Below are 24,090 nucleotides of genomic sequence, written 5' to 3' on the forward strand. Positions count from 1 at the left end.
TGGACCTTAGGCTGGATACGCAAGCTGGGTGGGCAATGCGCGCATCACAAAACGACAGCCAGGGGAGGCTACGTGGAGGATCCGACAACACTCGCCATCAACCTGACGTATTTGGGAACATTGGGACTCGCTGTCCTCATGTTCCTGGGTCTCGGGTTGATCATCATCATCACTCTGGTAATAGCCGGAGTTGGGCGACTGCTGTCGATTGTGCTCCTGGCCATGGTGGGGATCTTCCCCAAGAAGGAAACCACTCCCATCGTCCAGTTGCCCCCACGCCCGGCGCGCGTCCCTGATCCTGTGACCGGCGTCGAGTCTCCAGCAGCTGTTGCATCGCCTCTGGATGACCTCGCCTATCTTGAAACTGGATCTACCGCGGCGCAGGCTCCCACGGCGGTCGCTACGGCAAAGCCTGCTGCCTCTGCGCCGGCAGCTCCGCCAGCGGCGAAGCCCGCCGAGGCCGCCACCCCTGCCGCACCTTCCGCTCCTGCCCAGCCCGCCGCCCCCAAGCGCGACCTCCTGGGAGATGTTCGACGGCGGCTCTCGGGTGCGTCAACCGCTGTCAAGGACGGCGCGTGGAAGGCCAAGGTAGACCCCCGCAACCTTCCCAAGCCGGCGGAGGTCAAGTCGGTGGTCGAAAACCAGGCCGCCCACCATCCGATTCTCGTGGCAGCCACCAAGGAACCGCCGGTTTTGGCGAAAGACTGGGCTGATGCCGTGGCCGAGGCCGACCGCCGTGCAGCCGCCCGCGCGCAGGCTGAGCAGCCTCCCGCCATCAAGGTGACTGTCCGCGACGTCGGCGAGCCCACGCCGTCGCCGTCCAATGGGAAAACGCCAGACCCCAACACGCCGGATGCTTCGGCAAAACTGGCTGGCGGTGGCAGCGACAAAAACGGCTCCAGTAACGACGGTGGCGGCTCCACCGGCAGTGGCACCGGCAACGGCGCAAAGAAATCGGGCCCGAACACTTCCAAGAATGGGAAGTCTCCGAGCCCGATCCGAAAAGGTTCGCTCAGCAGCGCCAGCCGCAACTCCTAGTTACGGCTACGCGGCCAACTGCCGGAAAGACGCGCCGTGGTAAATCAGCGGCTTGGACTCCGGGTTGATGGTGGTCGCCTTGACCTCCAGCACCACGATCGCGTGGTCCCCTGCGGGCGTCTCCGAGACAACTTCGCATTCGAAGCCCAGCACGGCGCCGTCGATCAGCACTGCTCCTGAGTCGCTGACGCTGGTGTCCAGCCCGGCAAAACGGTCGCGGGTCTTCGACGCCAGCTGGAGTGCGGCGCCTTCCTGCCCCTCGGCAAGGACCGAGACACCCAATCGTTGGGCCTGGCGGAGCTTCGGCCAGGTTGTGGAGGAGTTCTGCACGGCAAACATCACCAGTGGCGGTTCCAACGAAACACCCACGGTGAAGGACGAGGCCACCAAGGCTTCCGGCGTGAAGTCCACCATGGCGCTGAAGGCAGCAACTCCGGACGGGAACTGCGCAAATGCAGCCTTGATGGCCGCCGTTTCTTCCACTGTGGTCTGTGTCATTCCGCTGTCCCCTATTCGTGCGTTGCTTGAGTTCCTCTCCCATAATTCACCTGCTTCCGGGAAGGGCAATATTTGTTGATTTGAAAGACATTTGTGTTGCCGCGTGTCAAGAAATGTCGCGAAGTAAGGCCTCTTCCGTTACTTCGCAAGACGAAAAACGAAGAAGTTCTACCGCTTGCATTTATGCCGCAGACGGCCGTGTGTAGCCTCGATTGAACATCCCGTCCGTGGCCACCGACTCACGCCTGGACACCAGCACCGCCCATCAGCACCGTCCCACCACAGGAAGCCGACATGAGCCTCAACGAGCTACGAACGCTTGGACGCACTGGCGCCCTGATCAGCCCGCTCACGCTGGGCACCCTCAACTTCGGCACCGGCGCCGCACCCACGGGTCCCGCCGAGAGCATCCGCATTATCAAAGCGGCGCTGGACGCCGGCATCACCAGCGTCGACACCGCGGACATCTATTCCCAGGGCGAGGCCGAAACAGTGGTTGGCCAGGCCATTCACAGCCGGCGCGACGACGTTTTCCTCGCCACCAAGTTCCACGGTCAGATGGGTTCCAACCCGGCGCATGCAGGCAACTCGCGCCGTTGGATTGTCCGGGCTGTTGAGGACAGCTTGCGGCGGCTGAACACAGACAGGATCGACCTCTACCAAGCGCACCGCCCGGACTACAACACCGATCTCCTGGAAACCATCACTGCGCTGAACGACCTCATCCGGCAGGGAAAGATCCTGTACTACGGCACGTCCGTATTCAGCCCCGCCCAACTTGTTGAGGCCCAGTGGATCGCCAACACCAACCACCTCACGCCGCCCGTAGTTGACCAGGTGCCCTATTCGCTTCTGGTGCGTGCCAACGAACGTGACGTTTTCCCCATCACCCAGCAGTACGGCGTCGGGGTTCTGAGTTATGGACCGCTCGACGGCGGCTGGCTGGCCGGCGGCTACCGCGTGGGTGCGGGCCAGCCTGAAAGTTCGCGGTTCTCCGCTCTTCCCGGCCGGTTCGACGTGAATGCGCCGTTCAACCAGGGCAAGCTGCACGCGGCCGACGCCCTCGCGCAGCTCGCGTCCCGGCATGGGCTGACCCTGATCCAGCTCGCTGTGGCTTTCGCCCTGAATCACCCGGCCGTCACCAGCGTCGTCATTGGGCCGCGCACCGAAGAACATCTGACGGACTATTTGAAGGCCGCAGACGTGGTCCTGAGCGAGGCCGTTCTGGATGAAATCGACGACATCGTCGCACCGGCCGTGAACTTCCTTGAACGCGACGCCGGCACAGTTGCCCCGCACCTTGAGTACCCGGAACTACGACGCCGGTAGCCTCGTTCAGTTGTGAGGCCCGCTCTGCATGCTTTGGGCTTCCTTTTGTGCGCAGAGCGGGCCTCGCAACAGACTCTTGACGGGGTTCGGCCGCGGCGTGATCCTTGTCCTAAGTGCTGCGGCACTCCGCAGCGTCTAGCTTCCAGTAGAACGCCGCCGTCCCATGTCCAAGCACCATCTCAAGCAAAGTGCAGCGAAAGCCGCCACTCCAGGGCAGCCGACCGAAGGTCCCCTGACCCACGAAGAACTGCAACTCTCCGGCCGGAACCATTCCATGCCGTTGGAGGCCCTGCACGACGACATCACGCCGGCCGGGCTGCACTACCTGCTGATCCATTTCGACATCCCGCACGTTCCCGCCGACTCGTGGCGGTTAAGGCTTGGCGGGGCTGTGGATCACAACCTCGAACTGAGCCTTGAGGACATCAAGGCCAGGCCCGCCGTCACCATGCCTGTGACCATGGAATGTGCAGGGAACGGCCGGTCCCTCTTGGAACCGCGGCCGTTGAGTCAGCCGTGGGTCCTCGGCGCTGTGGGCACCGCGGAGTGGACCGGAACTCCCTTGGCACCCCTGCTGGAGGAGGCAGGTTTGGCGAGTGACGCCGTCGAGCTGGTCTTTACCGGCGCCGACGTCGGTGTCCAGGGCGGCGTCGAAGAGCCGTACGCACGCAGTCTTTCGATCGCAGAGGCAATGCATCCCGAGGTCATGCTTGTCTACGCCATGAACGGAAGTCCCCTGCCAATCCAGCACGGTTTCCCGCTCAGGCTGCTGGTGCCCGGGTGGTATGGCATGGCCAGTGTGAAGTGGTTGACGTCGATCGAGGCTGTGACGTCGCGGTTCATGGGTTTCCAGCAGGCGGTTGCTTACCACTATCTGCAAGGGCCCGATGGGCCTGGGCTGCCCGTCACACACATCCGGGTTCGATCGCTGATGGTGCCTCCCGGGATTCCTGATTTCTTCACCCGGCGCCGCATTGTCGACTCCGGTCCGGTCATGCTGCACGGCCGCGCCTGGTCAGGCCACGGCGAGGTGGAACGGGTGGAGGTAGGGATCGACGGCGAGTGGATGCCCGCCCATGTGGACCCGCCCGTGGGTGATTTCGCGTGGAGGTCGTGGTCCATGGTGTGGGTCGCGAGTCCGGGCGAGCACGTGCTGCGCTGCCGGGCTATGGATACGTCCGGCGCGCTGCAGCCCACCGACCAAGTGTGGAATTACCAGGGCATCGGGAACAACATGGCACAACGGGTTGAGGTGACGGTTCGGTAGCTTTTCCTCGTGGGCCCGCTCCGAGCTCCGAGCTCCGTCGCGCCGAGAACGCTGGAACGCTGCGTAATCGCCGGAACTTTCCCTACGATCTCGCCGCTTTCGTGTGTTCTCGCGGGGCAGGCGGACCCCGGTTAGACTCGTTCCAATCATGAGTATCCCGTCTTCCTCCCCAGCGAACGTCCGCGTCGACGCCTGGTTGTGGGCGATCCGCGCCTACAAAACCCGCTCCGCCGCCACGGCCGCCTGCCGTGCCGGACATATCCGCATCAATGGGAACCCTGTCAAAGCGTCGCAAAGCGTGATCATTGGCGACACCATCCGGGTCCGGGAATCAGGCTGGGAGCGGATCCTCGAAGTCCGGCGCCTCATCGCCAAACGTGTCGGAGCCGAAGCCGCCTCACACTGCTTCACCGACCACACTCCCCCGCGCCCAGTCGCTCCCAAACTCGGCCTTCCCCAGCGCGACCGCGGCGCCGGCCGGCCCACCAAGAAGGACCGCCGGGATATGGAGAAGCTGCGGGGGTAGGTGGTTGCTGGCCGCAGCTGGCACTTATCCACAGGTCGCTCTTTCTGACATGAAACTTTCCCAGCCCGCTGCTTAGACTGACCGGCACACCGCCAAAACAGCTGCTGGGGAGCCTGTCATGCCACGCCTTTCGTCTGCCACTTTTCCGTTAGTCCTGGCCCGGACGGGAGCTATAGCAGTTGGACTGGCGCTGCTCCTCACGGGTTGCCAGGGCGGCACCACACCCAGCGCGCCACCCTCCGAACCGAGTTCGACGACGGCGTCGCCCACCACCAGCGCTTCGGTTCCTGCGGCTTCGGCTACTCCGGAAAGTCCGCCGACATCCGCCGTGTACAAACCCGCGGACGCCAAGGGGAAGGCCGAGAATGTGCCTGTTCCCGTTATGCCGGAGTTGGCGAAGGAGAACTCGAAGGCTGGGTTGGAGGCGTTTATTGGGTACTGGTACGCGACCTTGAGCTATGCCTACGAAACTGGGACAACTGAAAAGTTGGTGCCTCTTAGTAGTCCCACCTGCGCGCTATGCACTTCCCTCCGTCAAGGCATCGATGCCGGCTGGAAAGACGGGAAGTGGATCGCCGGAGCCACCATCAGATCGGCGACGGTTGAAGCTACTTTTGATCCATCCGCGTCTACGCAGATCGCCGCCATTCAGGTTATCCAGGAACCAATCGAAATAAGGGATGAAGACGGGTCTCTGTATCAAGACCCGACCGGTGCAACGAACTCCGCGAGCCGTGCGGCGATGACGTTTGATGACCAGCGCTGGGTGCTCGTCGACCTTGGTCTGATTCGTTAGTTCATGCAGAATTTCACTCGGAGCATCGGCGTTCTTGTGAGTGCTGCCTGCTTGATGGTCCCGCTTCAATGCGTACCTGCCCTAGCTAAGGAGCCGAGAATTGACATCGGCTACGTCGAGAACGGGCTGGAACTTACTGGCACTCAGTGGACCAGGGACCCTGTCACTGGCGAGTTCACTCCCAACATCAACGGTTCGCCTGCCGCAGCCGACGACCCAAATCAGTACAAGGCCGACTTTCGCTGTCGCCTCGGCGGACCCGGCGCACGTGAGATGGGCTGTCTGACTCTGGAATGCCCGCCCACAACACCCGACGGCGAAAAGGGCTCACCGGTCATCTGGTTAATGGCTCCAAAAGGTATCTCGAATCCGACGTTCACTGACTGGCAACCAGTCGACGGTAAACCTGCGTGCCTGTATGACGTCGAGCCGGAAGATGCCATGGCCAACATCGCCGCCCGCATCCTGACCGACTTCCAACAACTACCCGTCAACCCAGGAACCCTCGAAGCCCAACCGTTCCCGCACACCCTCAAAGGCGGACCCACCAACTTCTACACCACCACCGCTGAACAAGGCTTCGACGTCACCATCCTCGGCCAAGCAGTCCACCTGACCGCAACACCGGCCAACTACACCTACACCTTCGGCGACGGCACCGCGCTCGGACCCACCCCGGTGGCCGGCTACTCCATCCCCGCGGCCGACTGGCTCACCAGCGAGACCCGCACCAGCCACACCTACACCGAAACCGGCAACTACCAGGCCACCCTCACCACCAGCTTCACCGGCACCTACTCCGTGAACAACGGCCCACCCCTACCCATCAACGGAACCCTGCACATCACCACACCAGCCAAAACCATCCACGTCTGGAAAACAGAAAGAGCACTCGTCGCCGACACCTGCCAGGAAAACCCCAACTCCTGGGGCTGCCCCGGAGCAACGCGCTAGTCACAGCCAGGCGCCGCCCCCAAACGGGACGACGTGTCATGACGCTGTGCCCGAATTCGCGGCATTTCAAAGGTTTGCACGCCGCACTCTCACCCGTCGCCGAGAGTCGCTCAGAACGATATCCATAGGTGCTGGCGCATCACTACGACCCGTTCGAACAGCCAACCTAGGCTGTTCGAAACACCACCCAACTCACAGGGAGATCCCAAATGACACGAGCCCTATTTGTCCGCAAATCAGCCCCCGCCGGTCTACGCGCGGCGATCTTGGCTGTGTCAGGAGCGCTTCTCTTAACTGCTTGCCAAGGTGGAGGGGCTGCGTCCGACGCAGCCTCAGCCGATGCCTCGTCGGCCTTGCCGACGTCCACCATTCCGGAGTTGACGCAGGGTTCCATCGTTTCGGTCGACGGGTTGTACCTGCTCATGCCGGACTTCCACTGCCGGGATGATGGCCCCGGCTCCGAGGACACAAGATGCCTGACGCTCGAGTGCCCACCCACCGCTGACAGCGCAGCAGAAGGGCGGCCGGTTATCTGGAAGCGAGCCTTGAGAACAATCTCCAATCCTGGATGGCACGACTGGGTTCCCGTGAGCGCCCCGACCTGCTTTTATGATCCCCATGCCTGAGGGCTGCCCCGGCGCAGAGATGAAGTAAGCCGCGAGGTCTAGCCGCAGGTTACGAGAACCAGGTCCCCGGAGGGCCCATGAACAAGAGGAAGCTGAACACTGCACCCACGGCCACCAGCGTGACAACAACTGCAAGGATCGGGTTCCGCAGGACCCAAGCCTGGGCTTTCTCGAATCCACCTCGCGGCGATTCTCCCCCGGCTGCCAGACGCCAACCGCCGGCGAGGAGGCCACGACGGTCGAGCGACTTCTCCATCGGGATGGTGGCATAGGGGATGACGGCTGAACCTATGGCAAGGAGGCCGGTGCGCGTTGACCACTTCTGGTTGATCCAAGTGAAAGCAGCAGTTGCGGCATAGCAAAGGAAGACGAAGCCGTGGATTCCGCCAGCGATGCTCACTCCGACATCGGTGGTTCGCGTGACGTACTTAAGGAACAACCCGATCAGCAGCAACGTCCAAGTCACGGCCTCGGCAAAAGCAACGGTTCGGAACAAGGTGCGGGGCTGCATGGAGGTCCTCAGGTAGAAAACAGGAGACACGTAGTATTTTACCGGCCGTAGAACTTCCCTCGCTTCACGGCAACGGAAGTGCCTCCCGGTTCCGGATACGGGAATCGCCAAACTCGATGGCAACGGGCGCGATTTCCACCTCGGGTTCGTGCCGCGTGCGGGCTTTCCCGACAGCAATATGCGGAACCCAGCGGGGTGACCTGTAACCGAGGGCAGGTGAGCTCAGGATGAAGTCGTCAATATTGTCGAGCCCCAGGTCATCCAACAGAAGGTGCAACCCATGCAGCAGGAGCGCCTGGTAGTCGTGAACTTCTTGAGGAACATCCACTTCCAAGCCCATAACCCGTCCGCCACCCAAGGGAATCAGCCGGTCCGATTTACCAAGGAATCCGGCCAAAACAGGCAGTTCCGTCAACCAACTGGCAACTTCAGGGAGCACATGCTCAGGCTTCGCCGCTCCTTTGGTCCACGCCGCGATGTCCTGGGCCAGGTCGTCGAGAATCCCCACGTGAAGCAGTGTCAGGTGCAACCCCGAAGGATTGCGGAGGGCATCAACGAACCGGGCCAGGCCGTCATAGTCGGAGACTCCGTCGCCGATGCGGAGAACGGGCACCTCAATTGTGATGCGAGGTCCATGCGTTGTGCTTCCAGTGCGGTTGCTGGCCGTCATGGTTGCCATTATGCGCCGAACGCCAAGCGGGCGGGAGGCCGACGGCGGAACTCGCCTGCCGCCGTCGTGCTGGTGTCTTTACTTCTTGGAGCGGGCCTGGACGAGGTTGGCGAACGGAAGCCTTCCGAAAGCCGCAACAAACTCGGCGTGGTAGGTCGCTTCGGCGGCATTGACGTCGGAGGCGGGGAACTCCTTCCAGGCAACAATGAGGTCCAAAGCATCCCGCAGCTGCCAGATGAGCCGGGTATCCCAGACAACGGTGGGCCGTCCGCGGCCGTAGTCCAGGAATTCCTGGATCTGCTTGCGAAGCCCCCGGTTACCTTGGCTGCCGGCGCTCGCTTTGCCTATGTACAGCACGGAAGCATCCGCAATCCACTCGGCCTCCAAGGCTTCCCGCTTGAGCGAAGGGTCCTTCTTCTTGAACGTGCCGGCAGTGCTCTTGCTGAGGAATATGGGGTCGAAGTCAGCGGGGCACAGGATGGCGAAGACGCCGGGGCCTTGTGGAATCCTCATGGGATCGAGTTCGTCGAGCGGCCGGAATCCGGTGAAACCGTCCTGCGTGAGGGACTTTTTGGTGAAGAGCATGGTTCATTGTGTCAAGCTCTTAGGAAAGACACCCCTCCTGCGGGTACCTTGAAGCAGCCCCGGCCCGGGACATGCGGGGTGAGCGAGGGCCGGCCAGAGTGGCTATAAGACGCCAAACCGTGAAGCGGTTCTTTCAGCGTTGACAGCCCCTTGTGACCCGTGCCATATTCAAAGCGTGAACCTGTCAGACAGCCGGACAGCCGGACAGCAAGAGCCCCAGGGTGGGCATATGCCCATTTCCCGCATCTCCGCAGCTGAAGCGGTCTTCGCGGCACTGAGGCGTGCGATCGAGGGCGGCCAGTTCGATATCGGCACCAAGCTGAGCTCGGAGGCGACCTTGGCGGGCCAGTACGGCGTCAGCCGCTCCGTTATCCGGGAAGCGTTGCGATCCTGCAACACCCTGGGCCTCACCGTGACCAAAACGGGCAAGGGCACGTTCATTGTGGCCAACAAGGTCGCTAATGACCTTACCTTGGGTCAGTACAGTGCGCGTGATCTCAACGAAGCCCGCCCGCACATCGAGATCCCGGCAGCCGGGCTCGCCGCGCAACGAAGGACGGACGAGGAACTTGAGCACCTCAAGGAGATCGTCCAGGAAATGCTCAGCGAGAACGACCCCGAGGCCTGGGTGAACCTGGACGCGAGCTTCCACTCCGCCGTCGCCCGCGCCAGCGGAAACCGGGTGTTCGCCAGCGTCGTCTCGGACATCCGTGAGGCTTTGGCCCACCAGTCCGAGACCCTCAACCTGGTCGCTGACCGGCAACACCGTTCGGACGAGGAACACGTCGCCGTGCTCAATGCGATCGAAGCCGGAGACTCTGAAGCCGCAAGCAAAGCGATGGCCGCCCACCTGCAGGCCGTCAGCGTGGCACTGGACACGATCCTCAGCAAATGAATATTCCAAAGGACACCATGCCCGCCCCCGCAGCACCGGCCCACCAAACCGCGGCACAAAACCTCAAAGCGCCGCACCACGTCCCCCTCGTCGAAGTAACCCGCGACGGCCTGGTGGAGAGCATCCACTACGGCTCGCTGATTGCCCTCACAGAAGACGGCACCACCGCCGTGGAAGCCGGCGAACCGGACGCGCCGATGTACCCGCGTTCAAGCCTGAAGCCGCTGCAGGCCGTAGCGCTGCTCAAGGCCGGTTTGGACATCCCCCAAAACCTTCTGGCACTCACCGCTGCCAGCCACTCGGGCGCACAGATGCACCGCGACGGCGCCACTGAAATCCTGAAGCTGCACGGCCTCACCGAGGCCGCACTGGCCAACAGCACGGACCTGCCGTACGGCGTTCAGGAGCGCGAAGAATGGCTCCGTGCCGGTAACGGTCCCACCCAGATTGCACAGAACTGTTCCGGCAAGCATGCTTCCATGGCCGCAGTTTGCGTCATCAACGGCTGGCCTGTGGAGGGGTACTTGCACCCCGGGCACCCCTTGCAGGTCCTGGTCCGCGACACCATCACGGACCTCACCGGCGAGGATGCAGCAGCGGTCAGCACCGACGGCTGCGGGACCCCGCTCTTTGCGCACTCCTTGCACGGCATGGCCCGCGCTTATGGCCGCCTCGCCGCCGCCGACGAAAGCACCAACGAGGGCAAAGTCGCCCACGCCATGCGCCGCTTCCCAGAGATGGTGGCCGGCGAAGGCCGCGACGTCACCGCCCTCATGCGGGCCGTACCCGGGCTTCTGGCGAAGGACGGTTTTGAGGGCCTCCAGCTGGTGGGCTTCCCGAACGGCACCGGTGTGGCCGTCAAGATTTCCGACGGCGGCGATCGTGCCCGCATGCCTGTCACCGTTGAGGTTCTTCGCCGGTTGGGCGTCGACGGCGGCAGCCTGGGCACGCTTCAGAGCCCACCCGTGCTGGGCGGCGGCCTTCCGGTCGGCGAGCTCCGTGCGGCCCACATTTTCAGCAACTAAACCAAGGACAGCTATGACCACCGTCGATCAGGCGATCCCCCTCCGTTCCGAACACGACCTCTTGGGCGACCGTAATGTCCCCGCGGATGCCTACTGGGGCGTCCATACCCTCCGCGCAATCGAGAACTTCCCCATCACAGGGCAGCCCCTCTCCACCAACAAGCACTTGGTCCGTGGACTGGCCGCAGTGAAGCAGGCCGCGGCCCGCACCAACCAGGAACTCGGACTCCTGGATGCTGAGAAGGCGGACGCCATTGTGCAGGCCTGCCAGGACATCATGGATGGCATGCTCCACGAGCAGTTCATGGTGGACGTAATCCAGGGCGGCGCCGGCACCAGCTCCAACATGAACGCCAACGAGGTCATCGCCAACCGTGCACTGGAAATCCTGGGCCACCCCAAGGGCGACTACTCCAAGCTGCACCCGAACGACCATGTGAACCTGAGCCAGTCCACCAACGACGTCTACCCGACGGCGGTTAATCTGGCCACGATCTTCTCAGTCAAGGAACTCCTGGAAGCCCTCGAAGAACTCGAGCTGGCCTTCGCTGAGAAGGGCCGCGAGTTCCGGACTGTCGTCAAGATGGGCCGCACCCAGCTGCAGGACGCTGTTCCCATGACCCTCGGACAGGAATTCGGCGGCTACGCCGTGACCATCGGTGAGGACCGGGCGCGGCTGGACGAGTCCCACATGCTGATCCACGAGATCAACCTTGGCGCCACAGCCATCGGCACAGGGTTGAATGCCCCGGCGGGCTACGCCGAGGCTGCCTGCCGCCATCTGGGCGAAATCACCGGCCTTCCCCTCCTCACAGCCGCTGACCTCATTGAGGCAACTCAGGATGTGGGCGCGTTTGTTCACCTGTCCGGCGTGCTGAAGCGCGTGGCAGTGAAACTCTCCAAGATTTGTAACGACCTCCGCCTGCTGTCTTCCGGACCGCGTGCGGGTTTGGGCGAGATCAACCTTCCGGCCGTGCAGTCCGGTTCGTCGATCATGCCCGGCAAGATCAATCCGGTGATCCCGGAAGTGGTCAGCCAGGTGGCATACGAAGTCATCGGCAACGATGTCACCGTCACCATGGCCGCGGAGGCCGGCCAGCTTCAGCTGAACGCCTTCGAACCGATCATTGTGCACAGCCTGCACAAGAGCATCTCCCACCTGGAAGCAGCGTGCCGCACCCTTACGGCGCGCTGCGTCCGGGGCATCACTGCAAACACCGAACGGCTACGGCTTACCGTGGAGCAGTCGATCGGTCTCGTCACGGCATTGAACCCCCATATCGGTTACGCCTCCGCCACCGCTATCGCGCAGGAAGCGCTGGCAACGGGCAAGGGCGTTGCGGAACTCGTGCTGGAGCACGGTCTTCTGACCGCCACCCAGCTGGAGGAACTGCTGAGCCCCGAGCGTCTGGCAAATCTCAGCAAATAGGCCGACACTGGCCTGTAAATCCTCCAACCAGCCGTCCCGCCCCATGAGGCATACCCCCACGAGGCTTTGTTCTGCGTGCCCGGACTTCCAACCGGACGCGCCCAGGACACCCCCAACAGGACACCCCTAAGGATTCCAATGACCAACCCCATCACGGACCACACGGTCCCGGCCCAAGCGCACGCCAGCGAGAAAGCCCTCCACAAGGAGGACTCCGGCTACCACAAGGACCTCAAGCCCCGCCAGATCCAGATGATCGCGATCGGCGGCGCAATCGGTACCGGACTGTTCCTGGGCGCCGGCGGCCGGCTCAACGCAGCTGGCCCCTCCCTCGTTATCGCATACGCAATCTGCGGCTTCTTCGCTTTCCTGATCCTCCGCGCTCTCGGTGAACTGGTTCTGCACCGCCCGTCGTCGGGTTCCTTCGTTTCCTACGCCCGCGAGTTCTACGGCGAAAAGGCAGCCTTCGTTTCGGGCTGGTTCTACTGGATCAACTGGGCCACCACCACCATCGTGGACATCACCGCGGCAGCGCTTTACATGGAGTTCTTCGGCAAATATGTCGCATGGATAGGCGCCGTTCCGCAGTGGGCGTGGGCGCTCATTGCATTGGTTGTGGTGCTCGGCCTCAACCTGGTCTCCGTGAAGGTCTTCGGTGAAATGGAGTTCTGGTTCGCGCTGATCAAGGTGGCAGCACTGGTGGCCTTCCTTCTGGTGGGCACCTACTTCGTCATCTTCGGCACCCCGGTGGAGGGCCAGGAAGTCGGCTTCAGCCTCATTGCAGACAACGGCGGGGTCTTCCCCAACGGCGTGCTTCCCATGATCATCCTCATGCAGGGTGTGCTCTTCGCTTACGCATCGATTGAACTCATCGGCACCGCAGCCGGCGAAACTGCCAACCCGGAAAAGATCATGCCCAAGGCCATCAATTCCGTGGTCATCCGCATCGCCCTCTTCTACGTTGGCTCCGTGATCCTGCTGGCTCTGCTGCTGCCGTACACCTCTTACGAGAAGGGCGTCAGCCCGTTCGTGACGTTCTTCGGTTCCATCGGCGTAGAGGGCGTGGACGTCATCATGAACCTTGTGGTTCTTACCGCAGCACTGTCTTCGCTGAACGCCGGGCTCTACTCCACAGGCCGCATCCTCCGCTCCATGTCGGTGGCCGGCTCTGCCCCGAAGTTCGCCCAGCGCATGAACAAGGCAGGCGTCCCCTACGGTGGCATCGCCATCACGGCCGGCGTGTCCCTCCTCGGTGTTCCGCTGAACTACCTGGTCCCGGCCGACGCTTTCGAGATCGTCCTGAACGTCGCTTCCGTGGGCATCATCGTCACCTGGGCCACCATCGTCCTGTGCCAGATGCAACTCAAACGCTGGGCCGACAAGGGGTGGCTCAAGCGCCCGTCCTTCCGGATGTTCGGCGCCCCCTACACTGGCTGGTTGTCCCTGATCTTCCTGGCGGCCGTGCTGATCATGGTGTTCATCGAGTCCCCGTTGACCATGCTGGTCACCGCGATTGCCTGCGGACTCATGGTCTGGGGCTGGTTCCTGTGCCGCAAGCAAATCCACGAGCTTGCTGCCACCCGCGACGGCTACACCGGCAGCGCGCCCGTGATCGCCAACCGCCCGCTGCCCGGCGGCGACAAGTAACAAGCAACAACCGCTGAATCACGACGGCGGCACCCGGGTTCCGTAACAATCGGACCCAGGGTGCCGCCGTCGTCGGTTAACGCCCCCAACTGAGTAACAGCAAACGTCCCAATGACTGCTCAGTAGAACATGTGCTGTTACTCAGTTGGGTGGGGGCGGGGCGGAGGCAGACATCGGATCATTCGTGGCTACTATTGGTCCATGGCTGTCACAGACGAGGCGATCAGCAAGATCAAAGGCATGCTGATCCGCGGGGAACTCAAGGCCGGCGATCGACTTCCGCCGGAAAAGGAACTGAGCGAGCGGCTTGGCCTCTCCAGAAGTTCCCTGCGCGAAGCGGTCAAAGCCCTCGAACTGATCCGTGTGCTGGACGTCCGCCGCGGTGACGGAACCTATGTGACCAGCCTCGACGCCAAGCTGCTTAACGAAGCCGTGGCATTCGTTGTGGACCTGCACCAGGACAGGTCCATTCTGGAACTCTTCGAGGTCCGACGAATACTGGAACCGGCCACCGCACACTTGGCAGCGGGCAAAATGACGCCTGAGCAAATACTGGCCCTCCGGAGCACCATGGACGGCATCGACGAGAACACGGACGTCGAGGAACTTGTGGCCCATGACCTCGAATTCCACAGCATCATCACTGAAGCCGCGGGAAACGACTACCTCGGCAGTCTCTTGGAGGCCCTGTCCAGCAGCACTGTCCGGGCACGGATCTGGCGCGGACTGACACAGGAAAAAGCTGTGGCCCACACCTTGGCGGAGCACCACGCAATCGCCGACGCGCTGGAGCGGGGCGATGCCGAACTGGTGCGCGCGCTGGTGACGGTGCACATCAGTGGCGTGGAGAACTGGCTGCGGCAGGCGCTCTAACCCTCGGCCAGAGGGGTGACTGCCAGGCCGTAGGTCCGGATCGCGGTCTCTTCGAGCACGGCGTCCTGCTCTGACGGGCTCAGGGACGACACCAATTCCAACAACACATCCAGCGTCCTGCCATAAGGAGCCCCGAGTGTACTGACCGGCCAGTCGCCGCCGATCATCAAGCGCTCTGGCCCGAAAGCCTCCAACGCGGCTTCGAACAGCGGCCGCAACGCATCCGCGGTGTATTCAGTGCCTGGCAGATGCAGCCCGGAAAGCTTGGCCACCGAGTTCGGTTCCCGCCCAAGCGCGCTGAAGTCGGCGCGCCACGAGTCCATGAGCTGAGGGTCAGCCAGCGGTGGTTTTCCCAAGTGATCCAGCACCACTGTCAGTTCCGGCATCTCACGGGCAAGTCGGACCGCAGATCCCAGATGCCGCGGGAAGGCATCCGGAACATCAAAGGTGAGCCCGCGCTCTGCCACCATCATCAAGGACTCGCGAACTGCGGGGAGGTCCAGGAAGTCGGACCGGGGGTCGTCGTGCACCAGGTGCCGCACTCCCCTGAAGACGGGCTGGGCTGTGAAGCGGTGCAGCTGCTCTGCTGCTTCATCGGGTGCATCCAACCGGACCCAGCCCACCACACCCAGCACCCAAGGATTCTGCGCAGCTACCGCCAGCATGGCTTCGGTGTCGGCAAGGGTATCGTCGGCCTGGACCAGCACCGCTCCCCGAACACCGGCGGCCTCCAGCGTCTCGCGGGCTTCGTCTCCGCCGAAACTCCGGTAGAGCGCACCGTGCTGCGGGCCGAGCCATCCATAGGGACGCACTCCGCCAGTGACGAAGGAATCCACCGTCCAGAGGTGCAGATGCGAATCAATCATGCCCGGCTGCCTCCAACGCGTCCCAGAGCTCCTCCGGCACAGGCGCCTCCATCCGCGATGCGTTCGTGGCCACCTGTTCAGGAGAAGTGGCCCCGGCGGTCACGTTCACCACCGCGGGATGCCGCAGCGGGAACTGGAGGGCCGCCGTCGGAAGTTCCACGCCAAAGTCGCGGCAGACCGCCGCAAGGCGACGCGCACGCTCCAGCACGTCCGGCGGTGCCTGCTGGTAGTTATAGTGCGCGTCCTCGGCGACATCGGGCCGGGCCAGGAGGCCCGAGTTATAGGCACCCACGCTGACGACGCCGGTGCGGCGCTCCACACAGCGATCAAGCAGCGGAACGCCGGGCTGCTCAAGCAAGGTGTATCGGCCAGCCAACATCACCAGATCCAGGTCAGCTGCGTCGACGCATTCCAGGGCAGCCTCGGCTGAATTGATACCCACGCCAACGGCCTTGACCAGTCCCTCCGAGCGCAGCTTTTCCAACACGGGCAACGCTTCGGAGATGCCGGCTTGGAGATCGTGGACATCGGGATCGTGAAGGTAGGCAATGTCCACGTGGTCCAGGCCAAGCCGTTCCAGTGACTCCTCGATGCTGCGCCGGATCCCCTTCTCGGAGAAGTCCCACACTCGACGTGCAGCAGCGGGAACATCGAATCCCTCAGGGTCCTGCCCGCCGCCGGAGCTCGGTTCCAACAGCCGGCCTACCTTGGTGGAGATGACAAATTCATTCCGTGGTTTGTCCCGAAGGACCGCGCCCAGCCGCTGTTCGGAGAGGCCAAGCCCGTAGTGCGGGGCGGTATCGAAGTAGCGGATGCCGGCGTCCCAAGCGGCCAGAACGGTGGCGAGCGCTTCACCGTCCGGAATGGCCCGGTACAGGTTCCCAATGCCCGCACCACCGAAGCCAAGCTTGCCCAGCTCAAGTGAGTTCATGGCAGTTCCCATACCTTCTGGATACCCGCATCCTCCCCCGAGTAATCATCCTGGACCGCTAAAAGTTCAGCCATCCGTGCCTGCCACGGAACGTTTGCGGGGTGGTCGGCGAGCGCGTGCCGCATGGCTTGGTAGTTTTCGACGTCCACCACATGGAAGAGATCGAGACCGCTTCGCCAGATTCGCCAGTTCTTAACCCCGGCCTCTTTGAGGGCTGCCACCAGTTCAGGCGGGATGTGCGCGTGGGCGTCGGCGTATTCGTCCGCGGTTCCCGGCTTGAGCTTGGTGTGAAGGGCGATGCTCTCAGCCATGGGCGGACTCTTGGCGGAGGGCTGACGGTTTCAGGAAAAGTTCCAGCACTGGCACCGCCACGTCGGGTTTTTGAACGGGCAGCTTGATGGTGAGCGTTCCGGGTGGCTGGCCGCCCGGGGTCATGTTCATGGCCTGCTGGGCGGGATCCAGTTCCCGCAGGAACACCTCCGAGGCGTCATTCAGCAACTGGGCGTATTCCACCTTGCCGGCGAGGTCCGGCAGGTGGACGTACTCGAAGGGCCACGCGAAGAGATGGACGTACAGCTTGTCACCACGCTGCGTGTAGCGGGTATCCGTCGGTGCGGGATAGGACGAAGCTCCGGCCCCGTAGATGGCGCGCGAGTGCAGCTTCATCCATTCGCCAATGCCCTCCAGCGAACCCAGCGCCCGCGGATCCAGGCTGCCCCTTCCTGTGGGGCCCACGTTGAGCAACAGGTTGCCGCCCTTGGACACGCCATCCACCAGCATGCGGATCAACAAGTCAACGGGCTTGTAATTCAGGTTGTCCCGGTCATAGCCCCAGCTGCCATTCAACGTCTGGCAGGCCTCCCAGGTGGCCGGTTCGCCGTCGACCATCATGGGACCGGCTGGCTGGTACTGCTCAGGGGTGACCAGGTCTCCCGGGATTTCCAGCCGGTCGTTGACCACAATGGCTGGCTGCAGCTCCCGCACCATGGCGAGCAAGGCTTCCGAGTCCCAGTCTTTCCGGCCTTTCCCGCCCCAATATTCCTCTTGGTGTCCGCCTGTATAGGAGAAGTCGAAGAAGAGGTAGTCGATAGTGCCGTAATTGGTGAGGAGCTCACGCACCTGGCCATGCAGGTACTGGCGGTATCGGTCCATGTCGCGTCCGGCATTCAAGCTTTCGACGTCGGCCGCGTTGCGTTGGGGATGGACCCCGTCCACAGTGAAGTCGGGGTGGTGCCAGTCGATGAGTGAGTGGTAGAAACCGACCTTCAATCCCTCGGCCCGGAGCGCTTCAACAAAGGGGCTGATCAAGTCGCGGCCGGCGGGAGTGTTGGTGGCTTTGTAGTCCGTCAGGGCGGAATCCCACAGGCAGAAGCCGTCGTGGTGCTTGGTGGTGAGGACCACGTACTTCATCCCGGCGTTGCGGGCTGCCCGGGCCCACTCGCGGGGGTCGTAAAGGTCCGGATCGAAGCGCCGGAAGTACTTGGAGTACTCCTCCACCGTTGTTTCCTCTTGGTTCATCACCCACTCGTGGCGTGCTGGAAGGGCGTATAGGCCCCAATGCACGAACATGCCAAAGCGTGCTTCCTCGAACCAAGGTGCGTGCTGGATCAACGGGATTCCTTCCATACGGGGCCGTTCGGAAAGCTGTACGCGGCCAGTGTTTCACGGAGCATTTCGTTTCCGGCGCCAGGGTTCGACGGCGGCCAGTAGGCGCCGCTGTGGACGTCCACGGGAGTGGTGAAGTGTTCATGGAGATGATCCACGAACTCGATGGTCCTGCCTTCCTTGGTGCCGGACACGGCAACGAAGTCCAGCATGGACAGGTGCTGAACGGCCTCACACAAGCCAACGCCACCGGCATGCGGGCACACCCTGACGCCGAACTTCGCAGCGAGCAGGAGGATGGCGATGTTCTCGTTCACCCCTGCTACCCGGGCGGCATCGATCTGCAGGACCTGCAGTGATCCGGCCTGCAGCATCTGTTTGAACACCACCCGATTCTGCACGTGTTCGCCGGTGGCCACGGGAATCGGGGCTACCCCGCGGGCGATGGCGGCGTGGCCCAGGATGTCGTCCGGGCTGGTGGGCTCCTCAATCCAGGCAATGTCATACGGGGCAAGGTGGGCCATCCAGTCGATGGCTTCCTGGACATCCCAGCGCTGGTTGGCATCCAGGGCAATCCTGACGTCGGGACCCACTGCTTCACGGGCAGTCCGTACACGGCGGATGTCGTCCTCCAGGGAGGCCCCCACCTTCAACTTGATCTGGGTGAAACCATCTGCAACGGCTTCCTTGGCCAGCCGCGCCAGTTTCCCGTCGCTGTACCCCAGCCAGCCCGGCGTCGTGGTGTACGCGGGGTAACCCTCGGCGCGAAGTGCCGCCTTCCGGGCTTCCCTGCCAGGTTCGGCCGCCCGAAGAATGCCCAGCGCTTCCGCGGGAGTAAGGGCGTCCGTGAGGTAGCGGAAGTCCACCAGGGCCACGAGCTCTTCGGGCGTCATTCCTGCCAACACTTCCCAGAGTGGCAGCCCGGCACGTTTGGCCTTCAAATCCCACAGCGCATTGACCACGGCTCCGATGGCCATGTGCATGACACCCTTTTCGGGACCCAGCCAACGGAGCTGCGAATCGTGGGCCAGCAGCTTCCACGTGGCCCCCATGTCAGCCAGCAGCGTCTCAACATCAGCGCCGAGGAGGTGATCGCGGAGCGCGTTGATCGCCGCCGTTTCCACCTCGTTCCCCCGGCCGATGGTGAACACAAAGCCGTGGCCCTCGTGTCCGTCCCCGGCGTCAGTGTGGATTATCAGGTATGCCGCGGAGTAGTCCGGGTCCGGATTCATGGCGTCAGAGCCATCCAGCTCAAGGGATGTTGGAAAGCGGATATCGAACGTATCCATTGCAGTGATGGTGCTCATGCGGCTCCTGAAGTCCGTTACGATTCTGCACCGAGCCTAAACATCCGATGTCTCCCTTGTCAATGGGTCACATTTCCGTATTATGGGGTGAAACACCACACTAGAGCTCGGATGTTAGTCCCGAACACGGAGGAAGCCATGACCTTGAAATTCGCCAGGCTGGGTACGGCCGGAAACGAACAACCGGCCGTCATCGCCCAGGACGCCGACGGCACCGAGAAATACTTCAGCCTCACACCCTTGACCCAGGATATCGACGGCGGATTCCTCGCCTCGGATGGCATCGAGCGCACCCAGGAAGCCCTGAACAGCGGGGATCTTCCCGAAATATCCCCTGCGGGCCTGCGCATCGGTGCGCCGGTTGCCCGCCCGGGTGCAGTAGTGGCCATCGGCCTCAACTACACCGCCCATGCTGCCGAGTCCGGTGCCACACCGCCCGAGGTTCCCGTGGTCTTCCTCAAGCCCACCAACACCATCGCCGGACCGTTCGACGCCGCTCCCATCCCGCCGTCGTCGGAAAAGTACGATTGGGAAGTGGAACTGGCCATCGTGATCGGCCGGGAAGCGTCATACCTTTCATCTGTCCCGGAAGCCGAAGCCTGCATCGCCGGTTACGCCGTGGCGAACGACCTCTCCGAGCGCGATTACCAAATTCCCGGTGCTGCGGGACAGTGGACCAAAGGCAAATCTCTGCCCGGCTCCACTCCCCTGGGCCCGTGGCTGGTCCCGGCCTCCGAGATCGACGCAAGCAACCTGCGCCTCCAGACCTTGGTCAATGGTGAAGCCCGCCAGGATTCAAGCACGTCGGACATGATCTTCGACCCGGCCACCATCGTGCACCACCTGAGCCAATACATGGTTTTGGAGCCGGGAGATGTGATCATCACCGGGACCCCCGAGGGCGTTGCATTGTCCGGCCGCTTCCCCTTCATCCAGCCCGGCGACGTCGTGGAGTTGGACATCGAGGGATTGGGACGCCAGCGCCAGGAGTACTTCAGGGCGCAGCCTGGTTCCGCGACAGGCGACCGGGCCGGCGCAGCCGCTGCCGCCCACGTCAACGCCTGATGGCAGCCGCAGCGCCCTCGGTGGGCAACGACTTTGAGGGCCTCGCGGCCCTCGTCACCGGCGGCGCGTCCGGCATCGGGGCGGCCATCGCGGACCGCCTCGCTGCCGGAGGCGCGCAGGTCGCCGTCCTGGACCTCGCCCCGGAAACCAGCCCGCACTTTGGTGTCCAGTGCGATGTGGCCGATGATGCATCGGTGCGTGCCGCCGTCGACGCCGTTGTGGAGCAATTTGGCCGGCTGGACATCGTGATCAACAACGCCGGAATCGGCGCCCAAGGCGACATTGCCGCGAACGACGACGACGAGTGGCTGCGCGTCCTCAACGTCAATGTGGTGGGCATCGCCCGCGTCAGCCGCGCAGCTCTGCCGTACCTCCGTGAGTCACCGGCAGCAGCGATCGTCAACACCTGCTCCATCGCAGCGACCGCGGGACTGCCGCAACGTGCGCTGTACTCGGCGTCGAAAGGTGCAGTGTTGTCCCTGACGCTCGCCATGGCAGCAGACCACGTCCGTGAGGGGATCCGCGTCAACTGCGTCAATCCCGGCACCGCAGACACTCCCTGGGTGGGACGTCTGTTGGATTCCGCTGCCGACCCCGCCAGCGAGCGCGCCGCCCTCAACGCCCGGCAGCCCCACGGCCGGCTGGTTGACGCCGCTGAGGTGGCCGGTGCCGTCGCGTACCTTGCGAGCCCGCTGTCAGGCTCGACGTCGGGAACCTCGTTGGCGGTCGACGGCGGCATGCAGGGTTTGCGGTTGCGTCCGATGCAGTAGGAGTTTCGTAACGCTACGGGCCTGCAACGTCCGGCACCGGTGGTTCGCCTATGCTCAACCTCAAGGAATCAACGGCGACTCACTTAGCAAACTCAGGAGCATTACCCATGAGCAACTGGCGCATCAGGGACTTCCACTCATCCGACCTCGATGGCATCCTCCACCTCTGGGAGTCACTCAAAGCCGACGGCGTGGAGCCGGTGTACGCGTTGTCCGAGGTCCTGGCATCGTGCGAAAAGGACCACGCGGTGGTGGCGGTGCAGGGCGACCAAGTGGTGGGCGCCGCCGTCGGACGCGCCGCACACGACCAAGGCTGGATCGTGTTCCTGGCCACGCTGACGGAGTTCCGCGGCCGCGGAATCGGCACCTCGCTGCTGTCCGCCGTCGAGAACCGCATGGCCCCGCACGGCCTCAACAAGCTGTCTGCACTCATGCCTGAAACTGAAACCCGGGTGGAAGCCTTCCTGGGGCGAGGCTTTGTGGTCAAGAAGAACCTGCGCTATTTCGAGCGCACCATCCCTGTGCAGCGGCAGGAATTGGAGCCATTGAGCCTGCTAGGTGGCCGCATCCTTGCACGGGATCTGTGGGAGAACGTGGCCGGCATGCGCCGCGAGAAGGAACTGCTGGAACGCCGTCTGGTGCTTCCCCTGGCCGAGGCGGACCTCGCCGACGAATACGGCGTAGTGCCGCCCCGGGCTGTTGTGCTGTTCGGCCCGCCAGGTACTGGAAAGACCACGTTTGCCAAGGCCATTGCGTCGCGTCTGGAGTGGCCGTTCGTAGAGGTCTTCCCGTCGCGATTGGCCGCTGACCCCAAGGGCCTGGCCGGTGCGCTGCGCGAGACGTTCCTGGAAATCGCCGAACTGGAGCACGCCGTGGTGTTCATCGACGAGGTGGAGGAAATCGCGTCGCAGCGTGCCGGGGATCCGCCGTCGCCGCTGCAGGGCGTCACCAACGAACTCCTCAAGATCATCCCGGCCTTCCGCGAACAACCGGGCCGCCTCCTGGTGTGCGCCACCAACTTCATCCGCGCCCTGGACACCGCGTTCCTCCGCCATGGCCGGTTCGACTACGTCATCCCCATCGGCCTCCCGGACGTCCACGCCCGCGAAGCCATGTGGCAGCGTTTCATCCCCGCCACAGTGGTGGACTCCGTGGACATCGCCCAGCTGGTGGAACGGACGGAAGGCTTCTCGCCCGCCGACATCGAGTTCGCGGCCCGCAGCGCCTCCCAGCGTGCCCTGGAAAAAGCAGTGTACGACGACGGCGCTGCTTTAGGCGGATCAGCCGGAGCTGCGTCCGGGGCCGGGTCCAACGGGCGCAAGGGACCCGTGACGCAGGACTACCTCGACGCGATTGGTGACACCCGCACCACCGTGAGTCCCGAAGTACACCAGGACTTCCTCGAGGACATCGACGTGCTGGGGCGGGTGTAACTCCTTCCCGCGAGATCGCCGGAACGCTGCGGGATCGCCGGAACTTTCCGGGCGGTCTCGACGCGTTGCGGCGGTCTCGGCGTGAAGGCAGGGGCAGCGGTAATCTTTGAGCCATGTCCTCGAATCCCCTTCGCCATGCGCTGTCCCGCATGGGCGGCCGCGATCCCCATGAAAAGCACCGCACAGCAACCCCGCTGGAGCTATTCTTTGACCTGACCTTTGTCATTGCCTTCGGTGTTGCTGGCAGCCAGTTCGCCCATGCGGTGGCGGAGGCGCACTTCTGGCCTGGGCTGCTGGCCTTCTCGTTCGCCATGTTCGCGGTGATCTGGGCCTGGATCAACTTCACGTGGTTCGCCAGCGCCTACGACACCGATGACTGGGTGTTCCGTGTGGTCACCATGATCCAGATGGTGGGCGTGCTCATCCTGGCCATGGGCATCGAGCCGATGTTCCACTCGATCATCGAGGGCAGGCACGTGGACAATGTCACCATCGTGCTGGGCTACATCATCATGCGGGTGGCCCTGATCTTCCAATGGCTTCGCGCTGCCCGCCAGGATCCCGAACGCCGGGAAACCTGTTTGCGCTATGCAAAGTACGTGGCCATCGTCCAGATCGGCTGGGTTGTTGTGCTGTTGGTGGACGCGAGTGTCCTCACCACGTTCCTTGTGGCAACTCCGCTGTTCATCATGGAGATGGCGGCACCCTACTTCGCGGAACGGGAGATCCGTACCCCGTGGCACGCCCATCACATCGCGGAAAGGTACGGGCTCCTGGCCATCATCGCCTTGGGCGAATGCTTGATTGGCGCCATTGAAACCTTGCGTGCCATTGTTGCTACCCATCAGTGGTCCGTGGATGCAGCACTGGTCGGGCTGAGTGGCACCGGGTTGGCCTTCGCCATGTGGTGGATCTACTTCATCCTGCCCTCCGGCCCGGCATTGCACGTCCAGCGGCATCGTTCGTGGGTGTTTGGCTATGGGCACATGCCGGTCTTTGCCGCCATTGCCGCCACAGGTGCGGGCCTGCACGTTGCCGCGTACTTCATTGATCATGAAGCACACATTCCCGCGGCTGCCGCTGTTGCCTCGATTGCCCTGCCGATTATCTTGTTCAAGATCTCGCTCACAACGCTGTACAGCATCATGCTCGGGCTGGAACGCGAACACCTCGTGAGCTCAGCTTTGGTGGTTTTGGGCTTGGCTGGAAGCATAGCCCTGGCTGCCGCCGGAGCATCAGTCCCGGTGTGCATGCTGGAGATGATGCTGGTTCTGGGCCTGTCGATCGCCTACGACGAACGACGCGGCCACAAGGGCCGGGCCGCCGCGCTCCGAAGGCTGGAAAACGCCGCGGGCTAGGAGCTCGCGTTACGGGGCATTGCTGGGGCTTTTGCACCAAATCCCGTCGCTGCGGGGCCCGCTTTGCGCGCCTTTTCGTCCCCGAG

General features: G+C 63.2%; 24 protein-coding genes. 15 read left to right on the forward strand and 9 right to left on the reverse strand.

What is annotated here, in order from left to right:
• The first annotated feature begins 72 nt into the window (after positions 1–72).
• Positions 73–1,038, forward strand: a complete 966-nt coding sequence (locus QEH68_RS19130) for a hypothetical protein (RefSeq protein ID WP_280624230.1) — start codon at positions 73–75, stop codon at positions 1,036–1,038.
• A 6-nt stretch (positions 1,039–1,044) separates the two neighbouring features.
• On the opposite strand, the gene QEH68_RS19135 is transcribed toward QEH68_RS19130, so the two are convergent.
• Positions 1,045–1,536 carry a flavin reductase family protein gene (locus QEH68_RS19135; RefSeq protein ID WP_280624231.1) on the reverse strand — a complete coding sequence of 164 codons (492 nt, stop codon included), beginning with the start codon at positions 1,534–1,536 and terminating at the stop codon, positions 1,045–1,047.
• A 294-nt stretch (positions 1,537–1,830) separates the two neighbouring features.
• Between QEH68_RS19135 and QEH68_RS19140 the strand changes: the two genes are divergently transcribed.
• The 5 genes from QEH68_RS19140 (at position 1,831) to QEH68_RS19160 (ending at position 6,408) form a co-directional block, all read left to right on the forward strand.
• Complete coding sequence (locus tag QEH68_RS19140) at positions 1,831–2,865, forward strand: aldo/keto reductase (protein ID WP_207595247.1); 1,035 nt, start codon at positions 1,831–1,833, stop codon at positions 2,863–2,865.
• A gap of 163 nt (positions 2,866–3,028) precedes the next feature.
• Positions 3,029–4,132, forward strand: a complete 1,104-nt coding sequence (locus QEH68_RS19145; protein ID WP_207595248.1) for a sulfite oxidase — start codon at positions 3,029–3,031, stop codon at positions 4,130–4,132.
• Between the two features lie 148 nt (positions 4,133–4,280).
• Entirely contained in the window at positions 4,281–4,658 is a 378-nt protein-coding gene (locus QEH68_RS19150) for an RNA-binding S4 domain-containing protein (RefSeq protein ID WP_018779945.1), read from the forward strand.
• Positions 4,659–4,986: 328 nt separating this feature from the next.
• Positions 4,987–5,454, forward strand: coding sequence for a DUF6318 family protein (locus QEH68_RS19155; RefSeq protein WP_280624238.1), 468 nt, complete (start codon positions 4,987–4,989; stop codon positions 5,452–5,454).
• 3 nt (positions 5,455–5,457) lie between these two features.
• Entirely contained in the window at positions 5,458–6,408 is a 951-nt protein-coding gene (locus QEH68_RS19160) for a PKD domain-containing protein (protein WP_280624240.1), read from the forward strand.
• Positions 6,409–7,083: 675 nt separating this feature from the next.
• Here QEH68_RS19160 and QEH68_RS19165 read toward each other — a convergent pair.
• The 3 genes from QEH68_RS19165 to QEH68_RS19175 all read right to left on the reverse strand — a co-directional run bounded on the left by QEH68_RS19165 (position 7,084) and on the right by QEH68_RS19175 (position 8,800).
• Complete coding sequence (locus tag QEH68_RS19165) at positions 7,084–7,545, reverse strand: DUF3817 domain-containing protein (RefSeq protein WP_216659694.1); 462 nt, start codon at positions 7,543–7,545, stop codon at positions 7,084–7,086.
• Between the two features lie 64 nt (positions 7,546–7,609).
• Positions 7,610–8,215: a hypothetical protein gene (locus QEH68_RS19170; protein WP_280624249.1), complete on the reverse strand. Its 606-nt coding sequence runs from the start codon at positions 8,213–8,215 to the stop codon at positions 7,610–7,612.
• A gap of 78 nt (positions 8,216–8,293) precedes the next feature.
• Complete coding sequence (locus QEH68_RS19175; protein ID WP_280624251.1) at positions 8,294–8,800, reverse strand: hypothetical protein; 507 nt, start codon at positions 8,798–8,800, stop codon at positions 8,294–8,296.
• 175 nt (positions 8,801–8,975) lie between these two features.
• Here QEH68_RS19175 and QEH68_RS19180 point away from each other — a divergent pair, with 175 nt between their 5' ends.
• From QEH68_RS19180 to QEH68_RS19200, 5 genes are all read left to right on the forward strand, one after another.
• Entirely contained in the window at positions 8,976–9,695 is a 720-nt protein-coding gene (locus QEH68_RS19180) for a FadR/GntR family transcriptional regulator (protein WP_280624253.1), read from the forward strand.
• Positions 9,696–9,712: 17 nt separating this feature from the next.
• Complete coding sequence (locus QEH68_RS19185; protein ID WP_207597667.1) at positions 9,713–10,720, forward strand: asparaginase; 1,008 nt, start codon at positions 9,713–9,715, stop codon at positions 10,718–10,720.
• Between the two features lie 13 nt (positions 10,721–10,733).
• Positions 10,734–12,149, forward strand: coding sequence for an aspartate ammonia-lyase (gene aspA, locus QEH68_RS19190; protein WP_207595260.1), 1,416 nt, complete (start codon positions 10,734–10,736; stop codon positions 12,147–12,149).
• Between the two features lie 138 nt (positions 12,150–12,287).
• A complete protein-coding gene (locus QEH68_RS19195; protein WP_207595261.1) occupies positions 12,288–13,796 on the forward strand; it encodes an amino acid permease in 1,509 nt (502 codons plus the stop codon).
• A 201-nt stretch (positions 13,797–13,997) separates the two neighbouring features.
• Positions 13,998–14,669 carry a FadR/GntR family transcriptional regulator gene (locus tag QEH68_RS19200; protein ID WP_207595262.1) on the forward strand — a complete coding sequence of 224 codons (672 nt, stop codon included), beginning with the start codon at positions 13,998–14,000 and terminating at the stop codon, positions 14,667–14,669.
• Here the strand turns inward: QEH68_RS19200 and QEH68_RS19205 are convergent.
• Genes QEH68_RS19205 through QEH68_RS19225 form a run of 5 tightly spaced genes read right to left on the reverse strand, consistent with a single transcriptional unit; the run spans position 14,666 to position 19,378 of the window.
• Complete coding sequence (locus QEH68_RS19205) at positions 14,666–15,535, reverse strand: amidohydrolase family protein (RefSeq protein ID WP_280624257.1); 870 nt, start codon at positions 15,533–15,535, stop codon at positions 14,666–14,668. The genes QEH68_RS19200 and QEH68_RS19205 overlap by 4 nt on opposite strands.
• Entirely contained in the window at positions 15,528–16,466 is a 939-nt protein-coding gene (locus QEH68_RS19210) for an aldo/keto reductase (RefSeq protein WP_280624259.1), read from the reverse strand. The genes QEH68_RS19205 and QEH68_RS19210 overlap by 8 nt, the downstream gene beginning before the upstream one ends.
• Positions 16,463–16,777, reverse strand: a complete 315-nt coding sequence (locus QEH68_RS19215; RefSeq protein ID WP_280624261.1) for an L-rhamnose mutarotase — start codon at positions 16,775–16,777, stop codon at positions 16,463–16,465. The genes QEH68_RS19210 and QEH68_RS19215 overlap by 4 nt, the downstream gene beginning before the upstream one ends.
• On the reverse strand, positions 16,770–18,077 hold the full coding sequence (locus tag QEH68_RS19220; protein WP_280624263.1) for an alpha-L-fucosidase: 1,308 nt from the start codon (positions 18,075–18,077) through the stop codon (positions 16,770–16,772). The genes QEH68_RS19215 and QEH68_RS19220 overlap by 8 nt, the downstream gene beginning before the upstream one ends.
• Positions 18,074–19,378 (reverse strand): L-fuconate dehydratase, encoded by a 1,305-nt coding sequence (locus tag QEH68_RS19225; protein WP_280624265.1) that lies wholly within the window; start codon positions 19,376–19,378, stop codon positions 18,074–18,076. The genes QEH68_RS19220 and QEH68_RS19225 overlap by 4 nt, the downstream gene beginning before the upstream one ends.
• A gap of 138 nt (positions 19,379–19,516) precedes the next feature.
• Here QEH68_RS19225 and QEH68_RS19230 point away from each other — a divergent pair, with 138 nt between their 5' ends.
• From QEH68_RS19230 to QEH68_RS19245, 4 genes are all read left to right on the forward strand, one after another.
• Positions 19,517–20,443, forward strand: a complete 927-nt coding sequence (locus tag QEH68_RS19230; protein ID WP_280624267.1) for a fumarylacetoacetate hydrolase family protein — start codon at positions 19,517–19,519, stop codon at positions 20,441–20,443.
• A complete protein-coding gene (locus QEH68_RS19235) occupies positions 20,443–21,213 on the forward strand; it encodes an SDR family oxidoreductase (protein ID WP_280624269.1) in 771 nt (256 codons plus the stop codon). The genes QEH68_RS19230 and QEH68_RS19235 overlap by 1 nt, the downstream gene beginning before the upstream one ends.
• A 107-nt stretch (positions 21,214–21,320) precedes the next feature.
• Positions 21,321–22,646 carry a GNAT family N-acetyltransferase gene (locus QEH68_RS19240; protein ID WP_089596512.1) on the forward strand — a complete coding sequence of 442 codons (1,326 nt, stop codon included), beginning with the start codon at positions 21,321–21,323 and terminating at the stop codon, positions 22,644–22,646.
• A gap of 113 nt (positions 22,647–22,759) precedes the next feature.
• Positions 22,760–24,004, forward strand: a complete 1,245-nt coding sequence (locus tag QEH68_RS19245) for a low temperature requirement protein A (protein ID WP_280624272.1) — start codon at positions 22,760–22,762, stop codon at positions 24,002–24,004.
• Positions 24,005–24,090: the final 86 nt, after the last annotated feature.

This window comes from Paenarthrobacter sp. OM7 (genome assembly GCF_029873575.1).
In the GTDB taxonomy this organism is placed as follows: Bacteria; Actinomycetota; Actinomycetes; order Actinomycetales; family Micrococcaceae; genus Arthrobacter.

Excerpts from the sequence above, each read along its gene's own strand:
- QEH68_RS19135 (WP_280624231.1), bottom strand. The coding sequence starts at position 1,536 with ATGACACAGACCACAGTGGAAGAAACGGCGGCCATCAAGGCTGCATTT.
- QEH68_RS19140 (WP_207595247.1), top strand. The coding sequence starts at position 1,831 with ATGAGCCTCAACGAGCTACGAACGCTTGGACGCACTGGCGCCCTGATC.
- QEH68_RS19145 (WP_207595248.1), top strand. The coding sequence starts at position 3,029 with ATGTCCAAGCACCATCTCAAGCAAAGTGCAGCGAAAGCCGCCACTCCA.
- QEH68_RS19150 (WP_018779945.1), top strand. The coding sequence starts at position 4,281 with ATGAGTATCCCGTCTTCCTCCCCAGCGAACGTCCGCGTCGACGCCTGG.
- QEH68_RS19160 (WP_280624240.1), top strand. The coding sequence starts at position 5,458 with ATGCAGAATTTCACTCGGAGCATCGGCGTTCTTGTGAGTGCTGCCTGC.
- QEH68_RS19165 (WP_216659694.1), bottom strand. The coding sequence starts at position 7,545 with ATGCAGCCCCGCACCTTGTTCCGAACCGTTGCTTTTGCCGAGGCCGTG.
- QEH68_RS19170 (WP_280624249.1), bottom strand. The coding sequence starts at position 8,215 with ATGACGGCCAGCAACCGCACTGGAAGCACAACGCATGGACCTCGCATC.
- QEH68_RS19175 (WP_280624251.1), bottom strand. The coding sequence starts at position 8,800 with ATGCTCTTCACCAAAAAGTCCCTCACGCAGGACGGTTTCACCGGATTC.
- QEH68_RS19185 (WP_207597667.1), top strand. The coding sequence starts at position 9,713 with ATGCCCGCCCCCGCAGCACCGGCCCACCAAACCGCGGCACAAAACCTC.
- aspA (WP_207595260.1), top strand. The coding sequence starts at position 10,734 with ATGACCACCGTCGATCAGGCGATCCCCCTCCGTTCCGAACACGACCTC.
- QEH68_RS19195 (WP_207595261.1), top strand. The coding sequence starts at position 12,288 with ATGACCAACCCCATCACGGACCACACGGTCCCGGCCCAAGCGCACGCC.
- QEH68_RS19200 (WP_207595262.1), top strand. The coding sequence starts at position 13,998 with ATGGCTGTCACAGACGAGGCGATCAGCAAGATCAAAGGCATGCTGATC.
- QEH68_RS19205 (WP_280624257.1), bottom strand. The coding sequence starts at position 15,535 with ATGATTGATTCGCATCTGCACCTCTGGACGGTGGATTCCTTCGTCACT.
- QEH68_RS19210 (WP_280624259.1), bottom strand. The coding sequence starts at position 16,466 with ATGAACTCACTTGAGCTGGGCAAGCTTGGCTTCGGTGGTGCGGGCATT.
- QEH68_RS19215 (WP_280624261.1), bottom strand. The coding sequence starts at position 16,777 with ATGGCTGAGAGCATCGCCCTTCACACCAAGCTCAAGCCGGGAACCGCG.
- QEH68_RS19225 (WP_280624265.1), bottom strand. The coding sequence starts at position 19,378 with ATGAGCACCATCACTGCAATGGATACGTTCGATATCCGCTTTCCAACA.
- QEH68_RS19230 (WP_280624267.1), top strand. The coding sequence starts at position 19,517 with ATGACCTTGAAATTCGCCAGGCTGGGTACGGCCGGAAACGAACAACCG.
- QEH68_RS19235 (WP_280624269.1), top strand. The coding sequence starts at position 20,443 with ATGGCAGCCGCAGCGCCCTCGGTGGGCAACGACTTTGAGGGCCTCGCG.
- QEH68_RS19240 (WP_089596512.1), top strand. The coding sequence starts at position 21,321 with ATGAGCAACTGGCGCATCAGGGACTTCCACTCATCCGACCTCGATGGC.
- QEH68_RS19245 (WP_280624272.1), top strand. The coding sequence starts at position 22,760 with ATGTCCTCGAATCCCCTTCGCCATGCGCTGTCCCGCATGGGCGGCCGC.